The following is a 17964-nucleotide window of genomic DNA, read 5'->3' as shown; positions in this document are numbered from 1 at the left end:
ATAATACCTATTTGATGTATCAAAATGTTCTGCAAAAATAACTGTTTAATTTCAGAATGATAGTAAAATGTCGCCTTTCTGTGACACGAAATATAAAGTTTGTTTTTTCTTCTTTTAATTTGTAATTAAAATCAGTTGGATAACTTTTAATTTATTAGTCTGATGACTATTATTTGATATTGATTGTAATGCGTTTCTTTTTGAGCTAAAAAGATTGTATTATTTAACTTTTTGATGTGTTTGTAACTTTTTTGTGAGTTTCTGTCAAATAAATATTGAATTTATAATCTTTATGTTATTCGGAATATGTATATTTGCAGCCGAAATAAAAATATTATAATATGTGTGGAATAGTAGGCTATATTGGTAAAAGAAAAGCCTATCCCATCCTTATAAAAGGACTGAAGCGATTAGAGTATCGTGGATATGACAGCGCAGGGGTAGCATTAATCAGTGACAACCAACAGTTGAATGTGTATAAGACGAAAGGAAAAGTCTCCGAACTCGAAAATTTCGTCACACAGAAAGATATTTCCGGTACAATCGGAATCGCCCATACTCGTTGGGCTACTCATGGGGAACCTTGTTCCGCTAACGCCCATCCTCATTACTCTTCTTCCGAGAAACTCGCTCTCATTCACAACGGTATCATTGAAAACTACGCCGTACTCAAAGAAAAACTCCAAGCCAAAGGCTACATCTTTAAAAGCAGTACAGATACCGAAGTTCTTGTTCAATTAATAGAATACATGAAAGTTACTCACCGGGTTAGTTTGCTGACCGCCGTTCAGTTGGCATTGGGAGAGGTGATTGGTGCATATGCAATCGCGATTCTTGATAAAGAGCATCCGGATGAGATTGTCGCTGCGCGCAAAAGCAGCCCGTTGGTAGTAGGCATTGGCGAGGATGAATTCTTTCTGGCTTCGGACGCCACTCCGATTGTTGAGTATACAGATAAGGTAGTTTACTTGGAAGACGGAGAGATTGCCGTAATAAACAGGGGTGAAGAATTGAAGGTAGTCGATTTGAATAATGTCGAAATGACCCCCGAAGTGAAGAAAGTGGAATTGAATCTCGGACAACTGGAAAAGGGCGGTTATCCGCACTTCATGTTGAAAGAGATTTTTGAACAGCCGGATTGCATCCATGATTGTATGCGCGGACGCATCAATGTAGATGCGGACAACGTAGTGCTTTCGGCAGTGATTGATAATAAGGAAAGGTTGCTGAGTGCCAAACGGTTTATTATCGTGGCTTGCGGAACTTCCTGGCATGCCGGACTTATCGGCAAACAACTGATTGAAAGTTTCTGCCGCATACCGGTAGAAGTGGAATATGCTTCTGAATTCCGTTACCGCGATCCTGTGATTAACGAGCAGGATGTAGTGATTGCCATTTCTCAGAGTGGCGAGACTGCCGATACATTGGCTGCCGTAGAATTGGCAAAGAGCCGTGGGGCATTTATATATGGTATTTGCAATGCCATCGGTTCGTCGATTCCCCGTGCCACTCACACCGGTTCGTATATCCACGTAGGCCCGGAAATCGGAGTTGCTTCTACCAAAGCATTTACGGGACAGGTCACTGTATTGGCGATGTTGGCATTGACACTTGCCAAAGAAAAGGGAACGATTGATGAACGGTATTATCTTTCGGTTGTGCGGGAGTTGAACCAAATTCCTGAGAAAATGAAAGAAGTGCTGAAGTTGAATGATAAACTAGCGGAACTATCGAAAACTTTCACCTATGCACACAACTTTATTTATTTGGGACGCGGATATAGCTATCCCGTAGCTCTCGAAGGTGCGCTGAAATTGAAAGAAATTTCGTATATCCACGCCGAAGGTTATCCGGCTGCCGAGATGAAGCACGGGCCGATTGCTTTGATTGACGCGGAAATGCCGGTAGTGGTGATTGCTACCCAGAATGCCCTGTACGAAAAAGTGCTGAGCAACATTCAGGAAATCAAGGCGCGGAAAGGACGGGTGATTGCTTTTGTGACGAAAGGCGATACGGTTATCAGCCAGATTGCCGATTGCAGTATCGAGCTTCCTGAAACAATCGAATGTCTCAATCCGTTAATTACTACGGTACCTCTCCAATTGCTTGCGTACCACATAGCAGTCTGCAAAGGAATGGATGTAGATCAGCCCAGGAATCTGGCGAAGTCAGTAACAGTAGAATAATGTAATTTACAATTAGACAATTTGCGATTGAAGAATCAATGATAGATAGTAAGTTGTTTGATTGGCAGGTGGTAATTTAAATCGTAAATAGTAAATCGTCAAATCGTAAATAGTATAGATGGAACAATTGAAACATGAATGTGGCGTTGCCATGATACGCTTGCTTAAACCGCTGGAGTATTATGAGAAGAAGTATGGAACGTGGATGTACGGCCTGAACAAGCTTTATCTGCTGATGGAAAAGCAGCACAATCGTGGTCAGGAAGGTGCAGGACTGGCTTGCGTGAAACTGGAAGCCAATCCGGGTGAAGAGTATATGTTTCGCGAACGTGCCCTGGGTTCCGGTGCCATTACCGAAATCTTTGAAAATGTGCAGAACAATTTCAAGGATTTGACTTCCGAACAACTGCATGACGCGGAGTACGCCAAACGTACTTTACCTTTTGCCGGTGAAGCATATATGGGACATCTCCGTTATTCCACCACTGGGAAATCCGGCATCTCTTACGTACATCCGTTTTTGAGAAGAAACAACTGGCGTGCCAAGAATCTGGCTCTCTGCGGTAACTTCAACATGACGAACGTAGATGAAATATTTGCCCGTATTACGGCTATCGGTCAGCATCCGCGTAAATATGCCGATACATACATCATGCTGGAACAGGTGGGACACCGTCTCGACCGTGAAGTGGAACGTGTCTTTAATCTTGCCGAAGCGGATGGGCTCACAGGCATGGGCATCACCAATTATATAGAAGAGCATATCGACCTTGCTAATGTATTGCGTACTTCCAGCCGTGAGTGGGATGGGGGATACGTTATCTGCGGACTGACCGGAAGCGGTGAATCTTTCGCTATCCGCGACCCGTGGGGGATTCGTCCCGCATTCTGGTACCAGGATGACGAGATAGCCGTATTAGCTTCCGAACGTCCGGTCATCCAGACCGTCCTGAATGTTCCGTTTGAAGAGATTAAAGAACTGCAACCGGGACAAGCGCTGTTTATCAGCAAGGAAGGCAAAATACGTACTTCGCAAATTATCAAACCTTGTGAGAAGCACGCCTGCTCTTTCGAACGTATCTACTTCTCCCGTGGTAGTGACGTAGATATCTATAAGGAAAGAAAACTGCTGGGCGAAAAGTTAGTTCCGAAAATCCTGAAAGCTATCAATAACGACATCGACCATACCGTTTTCTCTTTTATTCCCAATACTGCCGAAGTCGCTTTCTACGGAATGCTGCAAGGATTGGACGATTATCTGAACGAAGAGAAAGTGCAGCAGATTGCCGCATTGGGGCATAACCCGAATATGGAAGAACTGGAAATAATCCTTTCCCGCCGTATCCGTAGTGAAAAGGTGGCTATCAAGGATATCAAGCTCCGCACTTTCATAGCCGAAGGAAACAGCCGCAATGATTTGGCGGCTCACGTATATGACATTACATACGGAAGTCTCGTGTCCGGTGTCGATAACCTGGTGATAATTGACGACAGTATTGTGCGCGGTACGACACTGAAACAAAGTATTATCGGTATTCTCGACCGTCTCAACCCGAAGAAGATTGTCATCGTATCCTCTTCACCGCAAGTACGTTATCCCGATTATTACGGCATAGACATGGCGAAGATGAGCGAATTTATTGCTTTCAGGGCAGCTATCGAACTTCTGAAAGAACGCGATATGAAAGATGTGATTGCTGCCGCTTACCGTAAATCCAAAGACCAGATAGGACTGCCGAAAGAGCAGATGGTGAACTATGTCAAAGACATCTATGCTCCTTTCACCGATGAAGAAATCTCCGCCAAGATGGTGGAACTGCTGACACCGAAAGGAACGAAAGCGAAAGTCGAAATCGTCTACCAACCGTTGGAAGGACTTCACGAAGCTTGCCCGAATCATACGGGCGACTGGTACTTCAGCGGCAATTACCCTACACCGGGAGGCGTGAAAATGGTGAATCAGGCATTTATAGATTACATAGAGCAAATGTATCAATTCTAACAACCATACAACGATTCAATAATAAGAATGAGAAATGTGACATTAATCCTTGACGACGGGAGCCGGTTCTCCGGCAAGTCGTTTGGCTACGAAAAGCCGGTGGCGGGCGAAGTAGTTTTCAATACTGCCATGACTGGATATCCCGAGAGCCTTACCGACCCTTCGTATGCCGGACAGTTGATGACTCTTACCTATCCTTTGATAGGTAACTACGGAGTTCCCCCTTTTACAATCGGACCGAACGGGCTCGCTACTTTCATGGAGAGCGGGAAAATCCATGCGGAAGCGATTATCGTAAGCGACTATTCTTATGAATACAGCCACTGGAACGCAGTGGAAAGTCTCGGTGACTGGTTGAAACGTGAACACATTCCCGGCATCACAGGTATTGACACCCGCGAGCTGACGAAAGTGCTCCGCGAACATGGTGTGATGATGGGAAAGATTGTCTTTGATGATGAGCCGGAGCATATTCCCGAAGCTGCTTATGCAGGCGTTAATTACGTAGACAAAGTAAGTTGTAAGGAAATAATCTCTTATCTTCCTGACGGAACTTCTCACTCTTTTCCTGTAAATACTCCCATTGCGCAACTTAATTCTCAACTTCCAACTTTCAATTCTCAATTAAAAAAAGTGGTATTGGTAGATTGTGGAGTAAAGACCAACATCATCCGTTGCCTGCTGAAACGTGATGTCGAAGTGATTCGTGTGCCTTGGGATTATGATTTCAACGGACTCGAATTTGACGGATTATTTATTTCCAATGGCCCGGGCGACCCGGATACTTGTGATGCTGCGGTACAGAATATCCGTAAGGCAATGAAAAATGAGAAACTCCCTATCTTCGGAATCTGCATGGGTAACCAATTACTTTCGAAAGCAGGTGGAGCCAAAATATATAAACTGAAATACGGACACCGTAGCCACAACCAACCTGTGCGTATGGTAGGCACGGAACGTTGTTTCATCACTTCTCAGAATCACGGTTATGCCGTAGACAATAATACGTTGGGCGCAGATTGGGAACCGCTTTTCATCAATATGAACGATGGTTCCAATGAAGGAATCAAGCATAAGACAAATCCTTGGTTCTCGGCGCAATTCCACCCGGAAGCTGCCAGCGGCCCTACGGATACGGAATTTCTGTTCGACGAATTTGTAAACCTGCTTAAATAACCGACAATCATGAAAGAAAAAATAAAGAAAGTATTACTGCTGGGTTCCGGTGCCCTGAAAATCGGTGAGGCCGGTGAGTTTGACTATTCCGGTTCGCAGGCGCTCAAAGCCTTGAAAGAAGAGGGGATTGAAACGGTTCTTATCAATCCGAATATTGCTACGGTACAGACTTCCGAAGGAGTGGCCGATCAAATCTACTTCCTGCCGGTGACCCCGTACTTTGTAGAGAAAGTGATTCAGAAAGAGAAGCCCGAAGGCATTATGCTTGCATTCGGCGGGCAGACGGCCTTGAATTGTGGCGTAGCTTTATATAAGGAAGGAATCCTTGAAAAATATAATGTAAAGGTGCTCGGTACACCGGTACAAGCTATTATGGATACCGAAGACCGTGAACTTTTCGTGCAGAAACTAAACGAAATCGACGTAAAGACTATCAAGAGTGAAGCCGTAGAAAATGCGGAAGACGCCCGTCGCGCAGCCCGTGAACTGGGTTATCCGGTGATTGTCCGTGCTGCTTACGCGTTGGGTGGTCTGGGCTCCGGCTTTTGTGATAACGAGGAACAATTGGACGTCCTCGTAGAAAAGGCTTTTTCTTTCTCTCCGCAGGTGCTGGTGGAAAAATCACTCCGTGGCTGGAAAGAAGTGGAATACGAGGTGGTGCGCGACCGCTTCGACAACTGTATCACTGTTTGTAATATGGAAAACTTTGACCCGCTGGGTATCCATACCGGTGAGTCTATCGTTATCGCTCCCTCTCAGACGCTTACTAATAAAGAATATCATAAACTTCGTGAACTGGCTATCCGTATCATTCGTCATATCGGTATCGTCGGCGAATGTAACGTGCAATATGCTTTCGACCCGGAATCCGAAGATTACCGGGTGATTGAGGTAAATGCCCGTCTTTCCCGCTCATCGGCTTTGGCTTCCAAAGCAACCGGCTATCCGTTGGCTTTCGTTGCCGCCAAGTTAGGATTGGGTTACGGACTTTTCGACCTGAAAAACTCTGTAACAAAAACGACTTCCGCTTTCTTTGAACCTGCTTTGGACTATGTTGTATGTAAGATTCCTCGTTGGGACTTAGGTAAGTTCCACGGAGTGGATAAAGAACTGGGCTCTTCCATGAAATCAGTCGGTGAAGTAATGGCCATCGGTCGTACCTTTGAAGAAGCTATCCAAAAAGGGCTTCGCATGATAGGGCAGGGGATGCACGGATTTGTAGAAAATAAGGAACTGGTTATTCCCGATATCGACAAAGCGCTTCGCGAACCGACCGATAAACGTATTTTTGTCATCTCGAAAGCATTCCGCGCCGGATATACGATCGACCAGGTGCACGAACTGACAAAGATTGACAAATGGTTCCTTCAGAAGCTCATGAATATCATGAAAACTTCCGAAGAACTGCATAGCTGGGGAAGTAACCACAAACAAATAGCCGACTTGCCGGACGAGTTGCTTCGTAAAGCGAAAGTCCAGGGCTTCTCCGACTTTCAGATTGCCCGTGCCATTGGTTACGAAGGCGATATGGAAGACGGTATTCTCTATGTTCGCAATCATCGCAAGCATGCAGGAATTCTTCCGGTTGTGAAGCAAATTGATACCTTGGCTGCCGAATATCCCGCGCAGACCAACTACCTGTATCTTACTTACAGCGGCGTAGCAAACGACGTTCATTATCAGGGTGACCATAAATCTATCGTCGTGCTGGGTTCCGGTGCCTATCGTATCGGTTCCTCAGTAGAGTTCGACTGGTGTGGCGTACAGGCATTGAACACCATCCGCAAGGAAGGATGGCGAAGCGTCATGGTTAACTATAACCCCGAAACCGTATCTACGGACTACGATATGTGCGACCGTCTCTACTTCGACGAACTGACTTTCGAGCGTGTAATGGATATTTTGGAACTCGAAAATCCGCATGGTGTCATCGTATCTACCGGTGGGCAAATCCCGAACAATCTGGCATTGCGTCTGGATGCTCAGAATGTCAATATTCTCGGTACAAGTGCCAAGAGCATTGACAATGCCGAAGACCGCGAGAAATTCTCTGCCATGCTCGACCGTATCGGTGTAGACCAGCCGCGTTGGCGCGAGTTGACCTCTATGGACGACATCAATGAGTTTGTTGACGAAGTAGGTTTTCCGGTACTTGTCCGTCCGTCTTATGTACTTTCAGGCGCTGCGATGAATGTCTGCTCCAATCAGGAAGAACTTGAACGTTTCCTGAAATTGGCAGCTAACGTATCGAAGAAGCATCCGGTAGTGGTAAGCCAGTTTATCGAGCATGCCAAGGAAGTAGAAATGGATGCTGTGGCGCAGAATGGCGAAATCGTAGCATACGCCATCAGCGAACATATTGAGTTTGCGGGTGTGCACTCCGGTGACGCTACTATTCAATTCCCGCCGCAAAAGCTATATGTAGAGACTGTTCGTCGTATCAAACGTATCAGCCGTGAGATTGCCAAAGCTCTGAACATCTCCGGCCCGTTCAATATCCAATATCTGGCAAAAGACAATGATATCAAAGTCATCGAATGTAACTTGCGTGCCAGCCGTTCTTTCCCGTTTGTCAGCAAAGTATTGAAGATAAACTTTATCGAACTGGCAACGAAAGTCATGCTTGGTCTACCTGTCGAAAAACCGGAAAAGAATCTTTTCGAATTGGATTATGTCGGAATCAAGGCTTCCCAGTTCTCCTTCAACCGTTTGCAGAAAGCCGACCCTGTGTTGGGGGTAGATATGGCTTCTACCGGTGAAGTCGGCTGTATCGGCATGGATACTTCCTGTGCCGTACTGAAAGCAATGCTTTCCGTAGGCTATCGTATCCCCCAGAAGAATATCCTGCTTTCCACGGGAACAATGAAACAGAAAGCCGATATGATGGATGCAGCCCGTATGCTGGTGAGTAAGGGATATAAACTCTTTGCAACCGGCGGTACGCACAAAGCACTTGCCGAAAACGGTATTGAAAGTACCCATGTCTATTGGCCGAGCGAAGAGGGGCATCCGCAAGCATTGGAAATGCTTCATAATAAGGAAATTGATATGGTAGTCAACATTCCTAAGAACCTGACAGCCGGAGAGTTGGACAACGGATACAAGATTCGTCGTGCAGCCATTGACTTGAATATTCCGTTGATTACAAATGCCCGTTTGGCTAGTGCATTCATTAATGCTTTCTGCACGATGAGCATTGATGATATCACCATCAAGAGTTGGGCAGAATATAAGTAATGTGCTGTCATGCTTTCGATAGTATGACAGCGTTCTGCTGAAATGAAAAAAAGGTCGTTCTTGTTATTCAGGAGCGGCCTTTTTTGTCTACTTACTGATTAATGTGCCAATTTTGGTATTAAATCGTATAGGTTATTAAAAACTTCATAAGAAAATCTTAGTAAACAGCCATCTTTATTGGAAATTCATTCTATTTCTTGTAATATCATGCTGATTTTATAAATTAATAATAGTAAATTATGAGAAAAGACGGATTTACTGTATGTGTAAACAATTATGTGGAGTGCTTGCGCCGTGAGGGGCGCTATGCTACGGCACATGTTTATGAGAATGCGTTACGTTCTTTCACTGTGTTTTGTGGAACATCATGTGTGTCATTCAAACAAATTACCCGTGAAAACTTGAAGCGGTATAGTAATTACTTGCTGGCTTGCCGTTTGAAGCTTAACACTATATCTACTTACATGCGGATGTTGCGCTGCATATACAATAAAGGAGTGGATACACATCAGGCTCCTTATGTGCATCGCCTGTTTCGGGATGTATTTACCGGGGTGGATACACGCCAGAAAAAGGCCATTCCGGTGAACGAACTGCACACATTGCTTTACAAAGATCCGCAGTCCGAGAAATTGCGCCGGACACAGGCTATAGCCAATTTATTGTTTTTATTCAGCGGAATGCCTTTTGTCGATTTGGCTCATTTGGAAAAGTCAAACCTGGAAGGGAATATTCTGAAATACAATCGTAGCAAGACAGGAACTCCCATGAGTGTGGAAATATTGGAATCAGCGTCCGGTATTGTTTCCCGGCTTCGTAATTTCCACTCGTCAGTTCTTCCCGAATACCCCGATTATCTTTTTTATATATTGAGCGGGAAGAACAAGCGTGATGGAGAGGCGGCTTATAAAGAATATCAATCTACTTTGCGTTGTTTTAATAATAGTCTGAAGAGTTTAGCCAAAAAATTGCATATTCATTCGGCTGTTACTTCTTATACATTTCGTCACTCTTGGGCTACTACTGCTAAATATAGGGGAGTTCCTATTGAAATGATAAGTGAATCGTTGGGACACAAATCTATAAAAACAACACAAATCTATTTGAAAGGCTTTGATTTGAACGAACGAACAAAAGTAAATAAGTTAAATTATTATTACGTTAAGAATTGTAAGGGGATTGTGTAGGTTTTGTATTAAGTATTTGATATTTATACATGTAATAGTGTTGTTACTTCTTAGGTAACGGAATTTGTTTGGTGCAAATATAGACAAAATTGTTAATAGCGTACAAGCAAAATTCCTTTTTTTTCTCTTTTTATTTAAATATATAGCAAAAATGTATTCGAACATGAAATGTTTTTATTCTCATGTTCAATGATTTCTATTGTCTGCACTGAAAAGAATCCTCTGCAAATCAGGCAATATATCTAGAACTTTCCCTTTTTGTATACATTTCTTCTTTTTTTATTGTGCCTTGTTATCAGGTGCCTGTGTTTCTGTTACCTAAGAAGTAACGGAAACATAAGGGGTAAAAAAGTATGATTCTAAGAAAAGAAGGAACTTTAAATGCTGGGCCTAATATGGGGACAGGGGAAGGCGTAGCATACTCTAAACGCTGGTATGTAGCTCTCGTGCGTATGCACCATGAGAAGAAAGTAGCAGAGCGTTTGGGCAAGATGGGGATTGAGAATTTTGTACCGGTCCAACAGGAAGTGCATCAATGGAGCGACCGCCGTAAAGTGGTTGAATCTGTGCTGCTTCCGATGATGGTCTTTGTGCACGTAGATCCGAAAGAACGTAAAGAAGTTCTTTCTCTACAGTCAGCCGATATATGGTAATGCGTGGTGAAAGTAGTCCGGCTGTAATACCTGACGAACAAATGGCCCGTTTTCGCTTTATGCTCGATTATTCGGATGAAGCAGTTTATATGAAGCCTAAAATACGATAGATTTTTATGATGTATATTTATATTGGAGGTACTTTGTTGCTTTCAGTACTATTAGCTACGATTGTTATTCCAAGAATAATATTTATATCTTACAAGAAGCGTCTCTTTGACGTTCCTGATGCCCGTAAAGTACATAAGACTCCCGTACCTCGTCTGGGCGGTCTGGCTTTCCTACCTGTTATACTAATATCTTTGTGTATTATTACAGGAATTCGTTATTACATGAATGAACCGGTTGATCCTATTTGGTCATCTTGTTTATTCATGCGTTATCTTTTCCTCGTTGCCGGCACGACACTGCTGTATCTTGTTGGAGTAGCGGATGATTTGGTGGGAGTAGGGTATCGGTATAAATTTGTAGTACAGATTCTTTCCGCCTCTTTTCTTTCACTTTCCGGTCTTTGGATTAACGATTTGGGAGGACTATTAGGGCTTCATGCCATTCCTGCATTTATTGGTATGCCTCTGACTGTTTTTCTTGTAGTCTATATTACGAATGCTATTAATCTGATAGATGGAATTGATGGATTGGCTTCAGGTCTTACTTGTATCGCATTAGGATTGTTAATCATAGTCTGTATATTTGTAGGTCAGTGGACTCATGCTCTTTTAGCTTCCGCTACTTTGGGAGTGGTTGCTACTTTCTATTATTACAATGTATTTAGTGTATCAGGTCGAAAACTCTTTATGGGAGATGCCGGAAGTCTTACTCTTGGTTATATCCTTAGTTTTCTGATTCTTCATTTTTGGACACGGCAAGAGTCTTGGGATCCGTTTGAATTAAATCTGAATATGGTAACTATTTCTACACTCCTTATTCCTTTACTTGATGTAGTGCGTGTGTTTTATTCTCGAGCAAAAGATGGTCGCAATCCTTTTTTACCGGATAAGAATCATATTCACCATAAATTGTTACGTACTGGAATTAGGGTGCGTACTGTGATGATTACATTGCTATTATTATCTTTATTTTTGGTGGTATCTAATTTTATACTGTCATTTTATATTAATGCAACTTTCATGCTTCTTTTCGATTTGATATTTTGGGGTGTTCTGCACATGGTTATTAATCGTGCTATTGTAAAGCACGAAAAGTTAACAGGAAAGAAATGGTATAAAACTTACATACATGTTTCATAGTGGAGATGATATATAATTAATATTGAATGAGATTTAGAGTATGGAGAAATAAAAAGAATATATCTTCTTAGAATTCGTTTTAGGAGAAGTTATTCGGAAAAATTGTATTATAAATTAGTAATAACAAAAGAATGAAAGGTATTGTTTTAGCGGGCGGCTCTGGTACTCGTTTATATCCTATTACTAAAGGGGTTAGTAAACAACTGCTACCTATTTTTGATAAACCAATGATTTATTATCCAATTTCTGTATTGATGTTGGCAGGTATTCGTGAGATATTAATTATTTCTACACCGTATGATTTGCCGGGTTTCAAACGTTTACTTGGTGATGGTTCCGATTTTGGCGTTCGCTTTGAATATGCTGAGCAACCTTCACCGGACGGATTAGCACAGGCTTTTATAATTGGGGAGGACTTTATAGGAGGTGACTCTGTATGTTTGGTTTTAGGGGATAATATTTTCTATGGTCAAGGTTTTACTCGAATGCTGAAAGAGGCTGTTTATACAGCGGAAGAAGAAAATAAGGCAACTGTATTCGGATATTGGGTGAATGATCCAGAACGTTACGGAGTGGCGGAATTTGATAAGGAAGGTAATTGTTTAAGTATTCAAGAAAAACCAAGTTGTCCAAAATCCAATTATGCTGTAGTGGGCTTATATTTCTATCCGAATAGAGTTGTGGAAGTGTCGAAGAATATCAAGCCTTCTCCTCGTGGAGAGTTGGAAATTACAACTGTTAATCAAGAGTTTCTTAGAGACAAAGAACTGAAAGTGCAGACATTGGGACGTGGCTTTGCATGGCTTGATACTGGTACACATGATTCTCTTTCTGAAGCTTCTACTTTTATCGAAGTAATTGAAAAACGACAAGGTTTGAAAGTTGCTTGTTTGGAAGGTATAGCTCTTCGTCAGGGTTGGATTACAGCGGATAAGATGCGTAAACTAGCTTATCCTATGTTGAAAAACCAATATGGCCAGTATCTTCTAAAGGTCATTGACGAACTTAGTTTCACATAATTGTTTATTCAGAACTTATAGTTATTAAAATGAATGTAATTCAGACAGCAATAGAAGGGGTTGTAATCCTTGAACCTCTTCTCTTTAAAGATGAACGTGGTTATTTTTTTGAGTCTTTTTCGCAAAAAGAGTTTGAAGAGAAAGTACAAAAGGTGTCTTTTGTACAAGACAATGAGAGTAAATCTTCTTATGGTGTTCTTCGTGGCCTTCATTTCCAAAAGCCGCCTTATGCACAGAGTAAATTAGTACGTGTTATTAAAGGGGCGGTCTTAGATGTTGCAGTAGATATCCGTAAAGGTTCTCCAACTTTTGGTCATCATGTTGCTGTAAAATTAACAGAAGATAATCATCGTCAGTTTTTCATTCCTCGTGGCTTTGCTCATGGTTTTAGTGTATTGACTGATGAAGTAATTTTTCAATATAAATGTGACAATTTCTATACTCCACAGAGCGAAGGAGCTATTGCTTGGGATGATCCGTCTCTAGCCATTGATTGGTGTATTCCTGTTGATGCGGTGTTACTTTCCGAGAAAGACAAACATCATATGTGCTTAAGAGATGCAGATTGGTTGTTTGACTATAATGAAAAATTGTATTGAGATGAATATATTGGTTACTGGTGCTCATGGACAATTGGGCAATGAAATGGTGCGGGTTTCTGATAAAAGTAAAGATCATTATGTGTTTACAGACATCAATGAATTAGATATTACAAATAGGGATGTTCTCCATACATTTGTAAATAAGGAGCAGATAGATATCATTGTTAATTGTGCTGCTTATACTAATGTGGATAAGGCAGAGGAAGATGAAAGAACGGCAAACCTGGTTAATAATGTAGCAGTTGGCTATTTGGCTGAGGGTGCTAAATCTGTAGGGGCGACACTTATTCATGTTTCTACTGATTATGTATTCAATGGTAAAAATAATGTTCCATATACAGAATATGATATGACTGAACCGATAGGGGTATATGGTGAAACGAAGCTTGCTGGAGAAAAGGCGATTGTTGCTTCTGGCTGCAATTATATCATTCTGCGTACTGCATGGCTTTATTCTGTATGGGGAAATAATTTTTTAAAAACGATGTTGAAGCTAACGAAGGAAAGAGAGAGCTTAAATGTTGTTTTTGACCAAATAGGTACACCAACTTATGCAGGTGATTTGGCCGATGCTATTGGTTGGATTATAGATCATAGAATGATAGAACAAAAAGATATTTATCATTTCACTAACGAAGGTGTATGCTCTTGGTATGACTTTGCCGTGGCTATTGGTAAGTTGGGTGAAAATATGTGTAATATCCGTCCTATCCACTCTCATGAATATTCTAGCAAAGTAAAACGTCCACATTATTCTGTATTGGATAAAGTGAAGTTCAGAGAAACTTTTGGCTATCAGATTCCGTATTGGACGGAATCTTTGGAAAGATGTATTAATCAACTAAAAGCAAAAAAATATGAAGTTTGAACGTAATATCCTTATTACTGGAGGAGCTGGATTTATAGGTAGCCATGTAGTACGTTTGTTTGTCAACAAATATCCTAACTATCATATTGTCAATCTTGACAAATTAACCTATGCTGGAAATTTGGAAAACCTCAGAGATATTGAAGATACTCCCAACTATACCTTTGTAAAGGCTGACATTTGTGATTTCGATAAGATGCAGGAACTTATGGCACAATATCGTATAGATGGTATAATTCATCTTGCTGCCGAAAGTCACGTAGACCGTAGTATCAAAGATCCGTTTACTTTTGCTCGTACTAATGTAATGGGTACATTAAGTCTTTTACAGGCAGCTAAGTTATATTGGGAAACACTGCCCGAAAGGTATGAAGGTAAACGCTTTTATCATATATCTACAGATGAAGTTTATGGAGCATTGAGATTGACCCATCCTGAAGGCATAGAACCACCGTTCACTACTACAGCGTCTTCTTTGGAACATCATCTTGCCTATGGTAAAGATTTTTTTTATGAGGATACTAAGTATAATCCTCATAGCCCTTATTCAGCTAGTAAAGCGAGTAGCGATCATTTTGTACGTGCTTATCATGATACATATGGAATGCCTACTATTGTCACTAATTGTAGTAATAACTATGGTCCCTACCAGTTTCCCGAAAAATTAATACCACTCTTCATTAATAATATCTGTCATTGTAAGCCACTTCCTGTATACGGTAACGGAGAAAATGTTCGTGACTGGCTTTATGTTGTAGATCACGCCCGTGCTATTGAACTTATTTTTCATAAAGGAAAAGTCGCTGATACTTATAATATTGGTGGTTTTAATGAATGGAAAAATATTGATATTATTAAAGTAATTATTAAAACTGTAGACAGGCTGTTAGGTAATCCCGAAGGTTATTCTTTAGATTTGATTACTTATGTTACCGATCGCAAAGGACATGATATGCGCTATGCTATTGATAGTACTAAGTTGAAAAATGAACTAGGTTGGGAACCAAGTTTGCAGTTTGAAGAAGGCATTGAAAAAACAGTTCGTTGGTATCTTGATAATCAGGTGTGGATGGATAATATTATTACTGGTACCTATCAACGATATTATGAGGATATGTATAAAAATGATGATTATGCGTAATTGTAATTGTAGAAAAGTAGGAGAGGATAAAAACTTTGATAAAATATGTCATATCCTTCAGTGTATATAAAATATGGGATTAAAGAAGAATATTTTATATAGTAGTTTCTTGACAACATCAAATTATCTATTTCAATTTCTTACTTATCCTTATGTTGCTAGAGTTCTAGGTGTAACAGGTATTGGAGTCTGCAATTTTGCTCAAAGCCTCATTCAATATTTTATGTTATTTTCAACGTTGGGAGTAATGACATTAGGTACGAGAGAAATAGCAAAATGTAATGGAGATAGGGGTAGACAGAATATTGTTTTTTCTTCTTTATTTGAATTAACTGCAATTGCTACTTTTATCATTGTATTAATTTATCTGTGTTTGATAGAAACAGTTCCAAAATTGGCAGAATATCGGAGTCTGTTATATATTGGGGTATTTCAGCTCATATTTAATACATTGACAATTGAATGGCTTTTCCGGGGATTAGAAGATTTTAAATATATCACAATACGTACTTTTTGGACAAAAGTATTCTATGTAGTAGCAGTATTTATTTTTATTCAAGATCAGCAAGACTATCTTTTATATTTTGTAATAACAGTTAGCGTATATATTGTTAATGGTGTAATTAATTTGTCTTATAGCTATAAATGGATTTCATTTTCTTGGCAGCCTCTTCGTTCTATATTACATTTTATAAAACCAATGCTAGTCTTAGGAATTTATGCCATTTTAACTAATATGTATTTAAGCTTTAATATAATGTATTTGGGATTTGTGTCTAATGATGACCAAGTTGGTTACTATACTACTGCGACAAAAATACAGAATATAATTCTTGCACTTTACACATCTTTTACCTTAGTTATGATGCCACGGATCAGCTCTATGTTAGCTAAAAAAGATATGGATGGAATAAAAAATGCTATTGCAAAATCGTTGAACTTGCTTTATGCCTTTGCTTTTCCTATTATAGTTCTTTCTGTAGTTTTTGCATATCAAATAGTATATATTATAGCAGGATCTGGATATGAGCAAACTGTTCCTGTTTTACAAATAGCAATGCCATTAATTCTAGTAGTGGGGATTGAGCAAATACTTATTATTCAGTTGCTTATGCCTCTTGGAGAGGATAAGGCTGTATTTATAAATGCTTTGGTAGGAGCGACTGTTGCAATTATTTTAAATATTTTGTTAGTTAAAGAACTGCAAAGTATAGGTTCTATTATTGTCTGGTTTTCAGCGGAGGTCTCTGTGTTGATTTCAGCAAATATATTTGTGAGAAAAAAAATTGGAAATATAATATCAGTTAAGAAATTGGTAATATACATTATAATGTATTTGCCTCTCTTATTATTGTGTTATATGATAAAAGCATTGCCCATAAGTGAATACTTCTCTTTGATAATTTCTCTTGTTTTTACTGTTTTATATTGTCATTTTTGTCTTCTGTATGTTGTACGGAATGATATATATAAGTCATTATTTATACAATTAAAAAGTAAACTAAGTATACGATGAAAATTATTCCGTTCTACCTTCCGCAATTTCATACAATTCCGGAAAATGATAAATGGTGGGGTAAAGGCTTTACAGAATGGGTAAATGTAAAGAATGCCAAACCTTTGTTTGATGGACATAATCAGCCAAGAGTTCCGTTTAATAGAAACTATTATGATTTGAGTGATGTGGAAACTTTAAAATGGCAATGTAATATAGCAAGAAAATATGGTATATATGGCTTTTGCATGTATCATTATTGGTTTAATGGGCATCTACTCTTGGAAAAACCGATGGAAATGCTCTTGGCTCATCCTGAGATTGATATAAATTATTGTATTAGTTGGGCAAATCATGATTGGAATGATGCTTGGAAAGCACAAGATGGGGCTCCTAAAACACTCATAGCGCATGATTTTGATGATGAGCAGGATTGGGTTAATCATTTTAATTATATGCTCCCATTCTTTAAAGATTCACGCTATATAAGTGAAAATAATAAACCGCTGATGATTATTTATGTACCTAATCTGATTAGAAAACTTGATAAGATGTTGGATTTATGGACTAAAATGTCAAAAGCGGTCGGATTTGACGGTTTGACTTATATTTATCAGAGTGCAGCTGCGGCTTATGATGATTCTTGGGATAAATCAGGTTTTGATTATGGTATAGAGATGAATCCACAATATATAAATTTGCTATGTAAAAGTAATGAACCTCAAAGAATACCTTTTTCTGTGATAAAAACAGTCAGATTTGTAAAAAGAATGTTTCATATAAAAAGGAGTATTGCTCCATTCATGTATAAACATAAGAATGTCAGAAGATTGGATTATGATGTATGTTGGGGAAATATAATAAGTCATAAGCCTGTAACTGACAAAATGATTCCATGTGCTTTTACTGATTGGGATAACACACCGCGACATAGAATGAATGGGTACTTATATGATGGAGTGAGTGTGGAGAAATTTCAATATTATTTTAGAAAACTATTACTGAAAGCCCAAAAAGAATACCCAACAGATATGGTTTTTGTTTTTGCATGGAATGAATGGGCGGAGGGAGGCTATTTGGAACCGGATGAAAGAAATGGATATGCTTTGCTTCAATCAGTAAAGGATGCATTAATGGAATATAAATAA

At 40.0% G+C, this 17964-nt stretch carries 12 protein-coding genes and 1 pseudogene; all 13 read left to right on the top strand.

The window, feature by feature from the left end; translation table 11 throughout:
• Positions 1–341: 341 nt before the first annotated feature.
• The 13 genes and pseudogenes from glmS (at position 342) to NSB03_RS03685 (ending at position 17964) form a co-directional block, all read left to right on the top strand.
• Entirely contained in the window at positions 342–2186 is a 1845-nt protein-coding gene (gene glmS, locus NSB03_RS03745; RefSeq protein ID WP_136013474.1) for a glutamine--fructose-6-phosphate transaminase (isomerizing), read from the top strand.
• A gap of 118 nt (positions 2187–2304) precedes the next feature.
• Complete coding sequence (locus NSB03_RS03740; RefSeq protein WP_024986892.1) at positions 2305–4188, top strand: amidophosphoribosyltransferase; 1884 nt, start codon at positions 2305–2307, stop codon at positions 4186–4188.
• Between the two features lie 27 nt (positions 4189–4215).
• Entirely contained in the window at positions 4216–5364 is a 1149-nt protein-coding gene (gene carA, locus NSB03_RS03735; RefSeq protein ID WP_136013473.1) for a glutamine-hydrolyzing carbamoyl-phosphate synthase small subunit, read from the top strand.
• Between the two features lie 9 nt (positions 5365–5373).
• Complete coding sequence (carB, locus tag NSB03_RS03730) at positions 5374–8601, top strand: carbamoyl-phosphate synthase (glutamine-hydrolyzing) large subunit (protein WP_024986891.1); 3228 nt, start codon at positions 5374–5376, stop codon at positions 8599–8601.
• A gap of 239 nt (positions 8602–8840) precedes the next feature.
• Positions 8841–9788 (top strand): tyrosine-type recombinase/integrase, encoded by a 948-nt coding sequence (locus NSB03_RS03725; protein WP_024986890.1) that lies wholly within the window; start codon positions 8841–8843, stop codon positions 9786–9788.
• 353 nt (positions 9789–10141) lie between these two features.
• A pseudogene (locus NSB03_RS03720) lies at positions 10142–10533 on the top strand (UpxY family transcription antiterminator); the annotation flags it as partial.
• Between the two features lie 24 nt (positions 10534–10557).
• Positions 10558–11691 carry an MraY family glycosyltransferase gene (locus NSB03_RS03715; RefSeq protein WP_024986889.1) on the top strand — a complete coding sequence of 378 codons (1134 nt, stop codon included), beginning with the start codon at positions 10558–10560 and terminating at the stop codon, positions 11689–11691.
• Between the two features lie 131 nt (positions 11692–11822).
• Positions 11823–12710 carry a glucose-1-phosphate thymidylyltransferase RfbA gene (gene rfbA, locus NSB03_RS03710; RefSeq protein WP_024986888.1) on the top strand — a complete coding sequence of 296 codons (888 nt, stop codon included), beginning with the start codon at positions 11823–11825 and terminating at the stop codon, positions 12708–12710.
• Between the two features lie 29 nt (positions 12711–12739).
• Positions 12740–13309, top strand: coding sequence for a dTDP-4-dehydrorhamnose 3,5-epimerase (gene rfbC, locus NSB03_RS03705; protein ID WP_024986887.1), 570 nt, complete (start codon positions 12740–12742; stop codon positions 13307–13309).
• Between the two features lies 1 nt (position 13310).
• A complete protein-coding gene (rfbD, locus tag NSB03_RS03700; protein WP_257466223.1) occupies positions 13311–14180 on the top strand; it encodes a dTDP-4-dehydrorhamnose reductase in 870 nt (289 codons plus the stop codon).
• Entirely contained in the window at positions 14170–15321 is a 1152-nt protein-coding gene (locus NSB03_RS03695) for a dTDP-glucose 4,6-dehydratase (protein ID WP_024986886.1), read from the top strand. The genes rfbD and NSB03_RS03695 overlap by 11 nt, the downstream gene beginning before the upstream one ends.
• A 73-nt stretch (positions 15322–15394) precedes the next feature.
• Complete coding sequence (locus NSB03_RS03690; protein ID WP_257466222.1) at positions 15395–16837, top strand: flippase; 1443 nt, start codon at positions 15395–15397, stop codon at positions 16835–16837.
• Positions 16834–17964: a glycosyltransferase WbsX family protein gene (locus tag NSB03_RS03685; protein WP_024986885.1), complete on the top strand. Its 1131-nt coding sequence runs from the start codon at positions 16834–16836 to the stop codon at positions 17962–17964. The genes NSB03_RS03690 and NSB03_RS03685 overlap by 4 nt, the downstream gene beginning before the upstream one ends.

Source organism: Bacteroides acidifaciens (assembly GCF_024623065.1).
GTDB lineage: Bacteria > Bacteroidota > Bacteroidia > Bacteroidales > Bacteroidaceae > Bacteroides > Bacteroides acidifaciens.
Note: the sequence above shows the minus strand (reverse complement) of the source record. Positions and strands in the feature narration are given on the sequence as shown.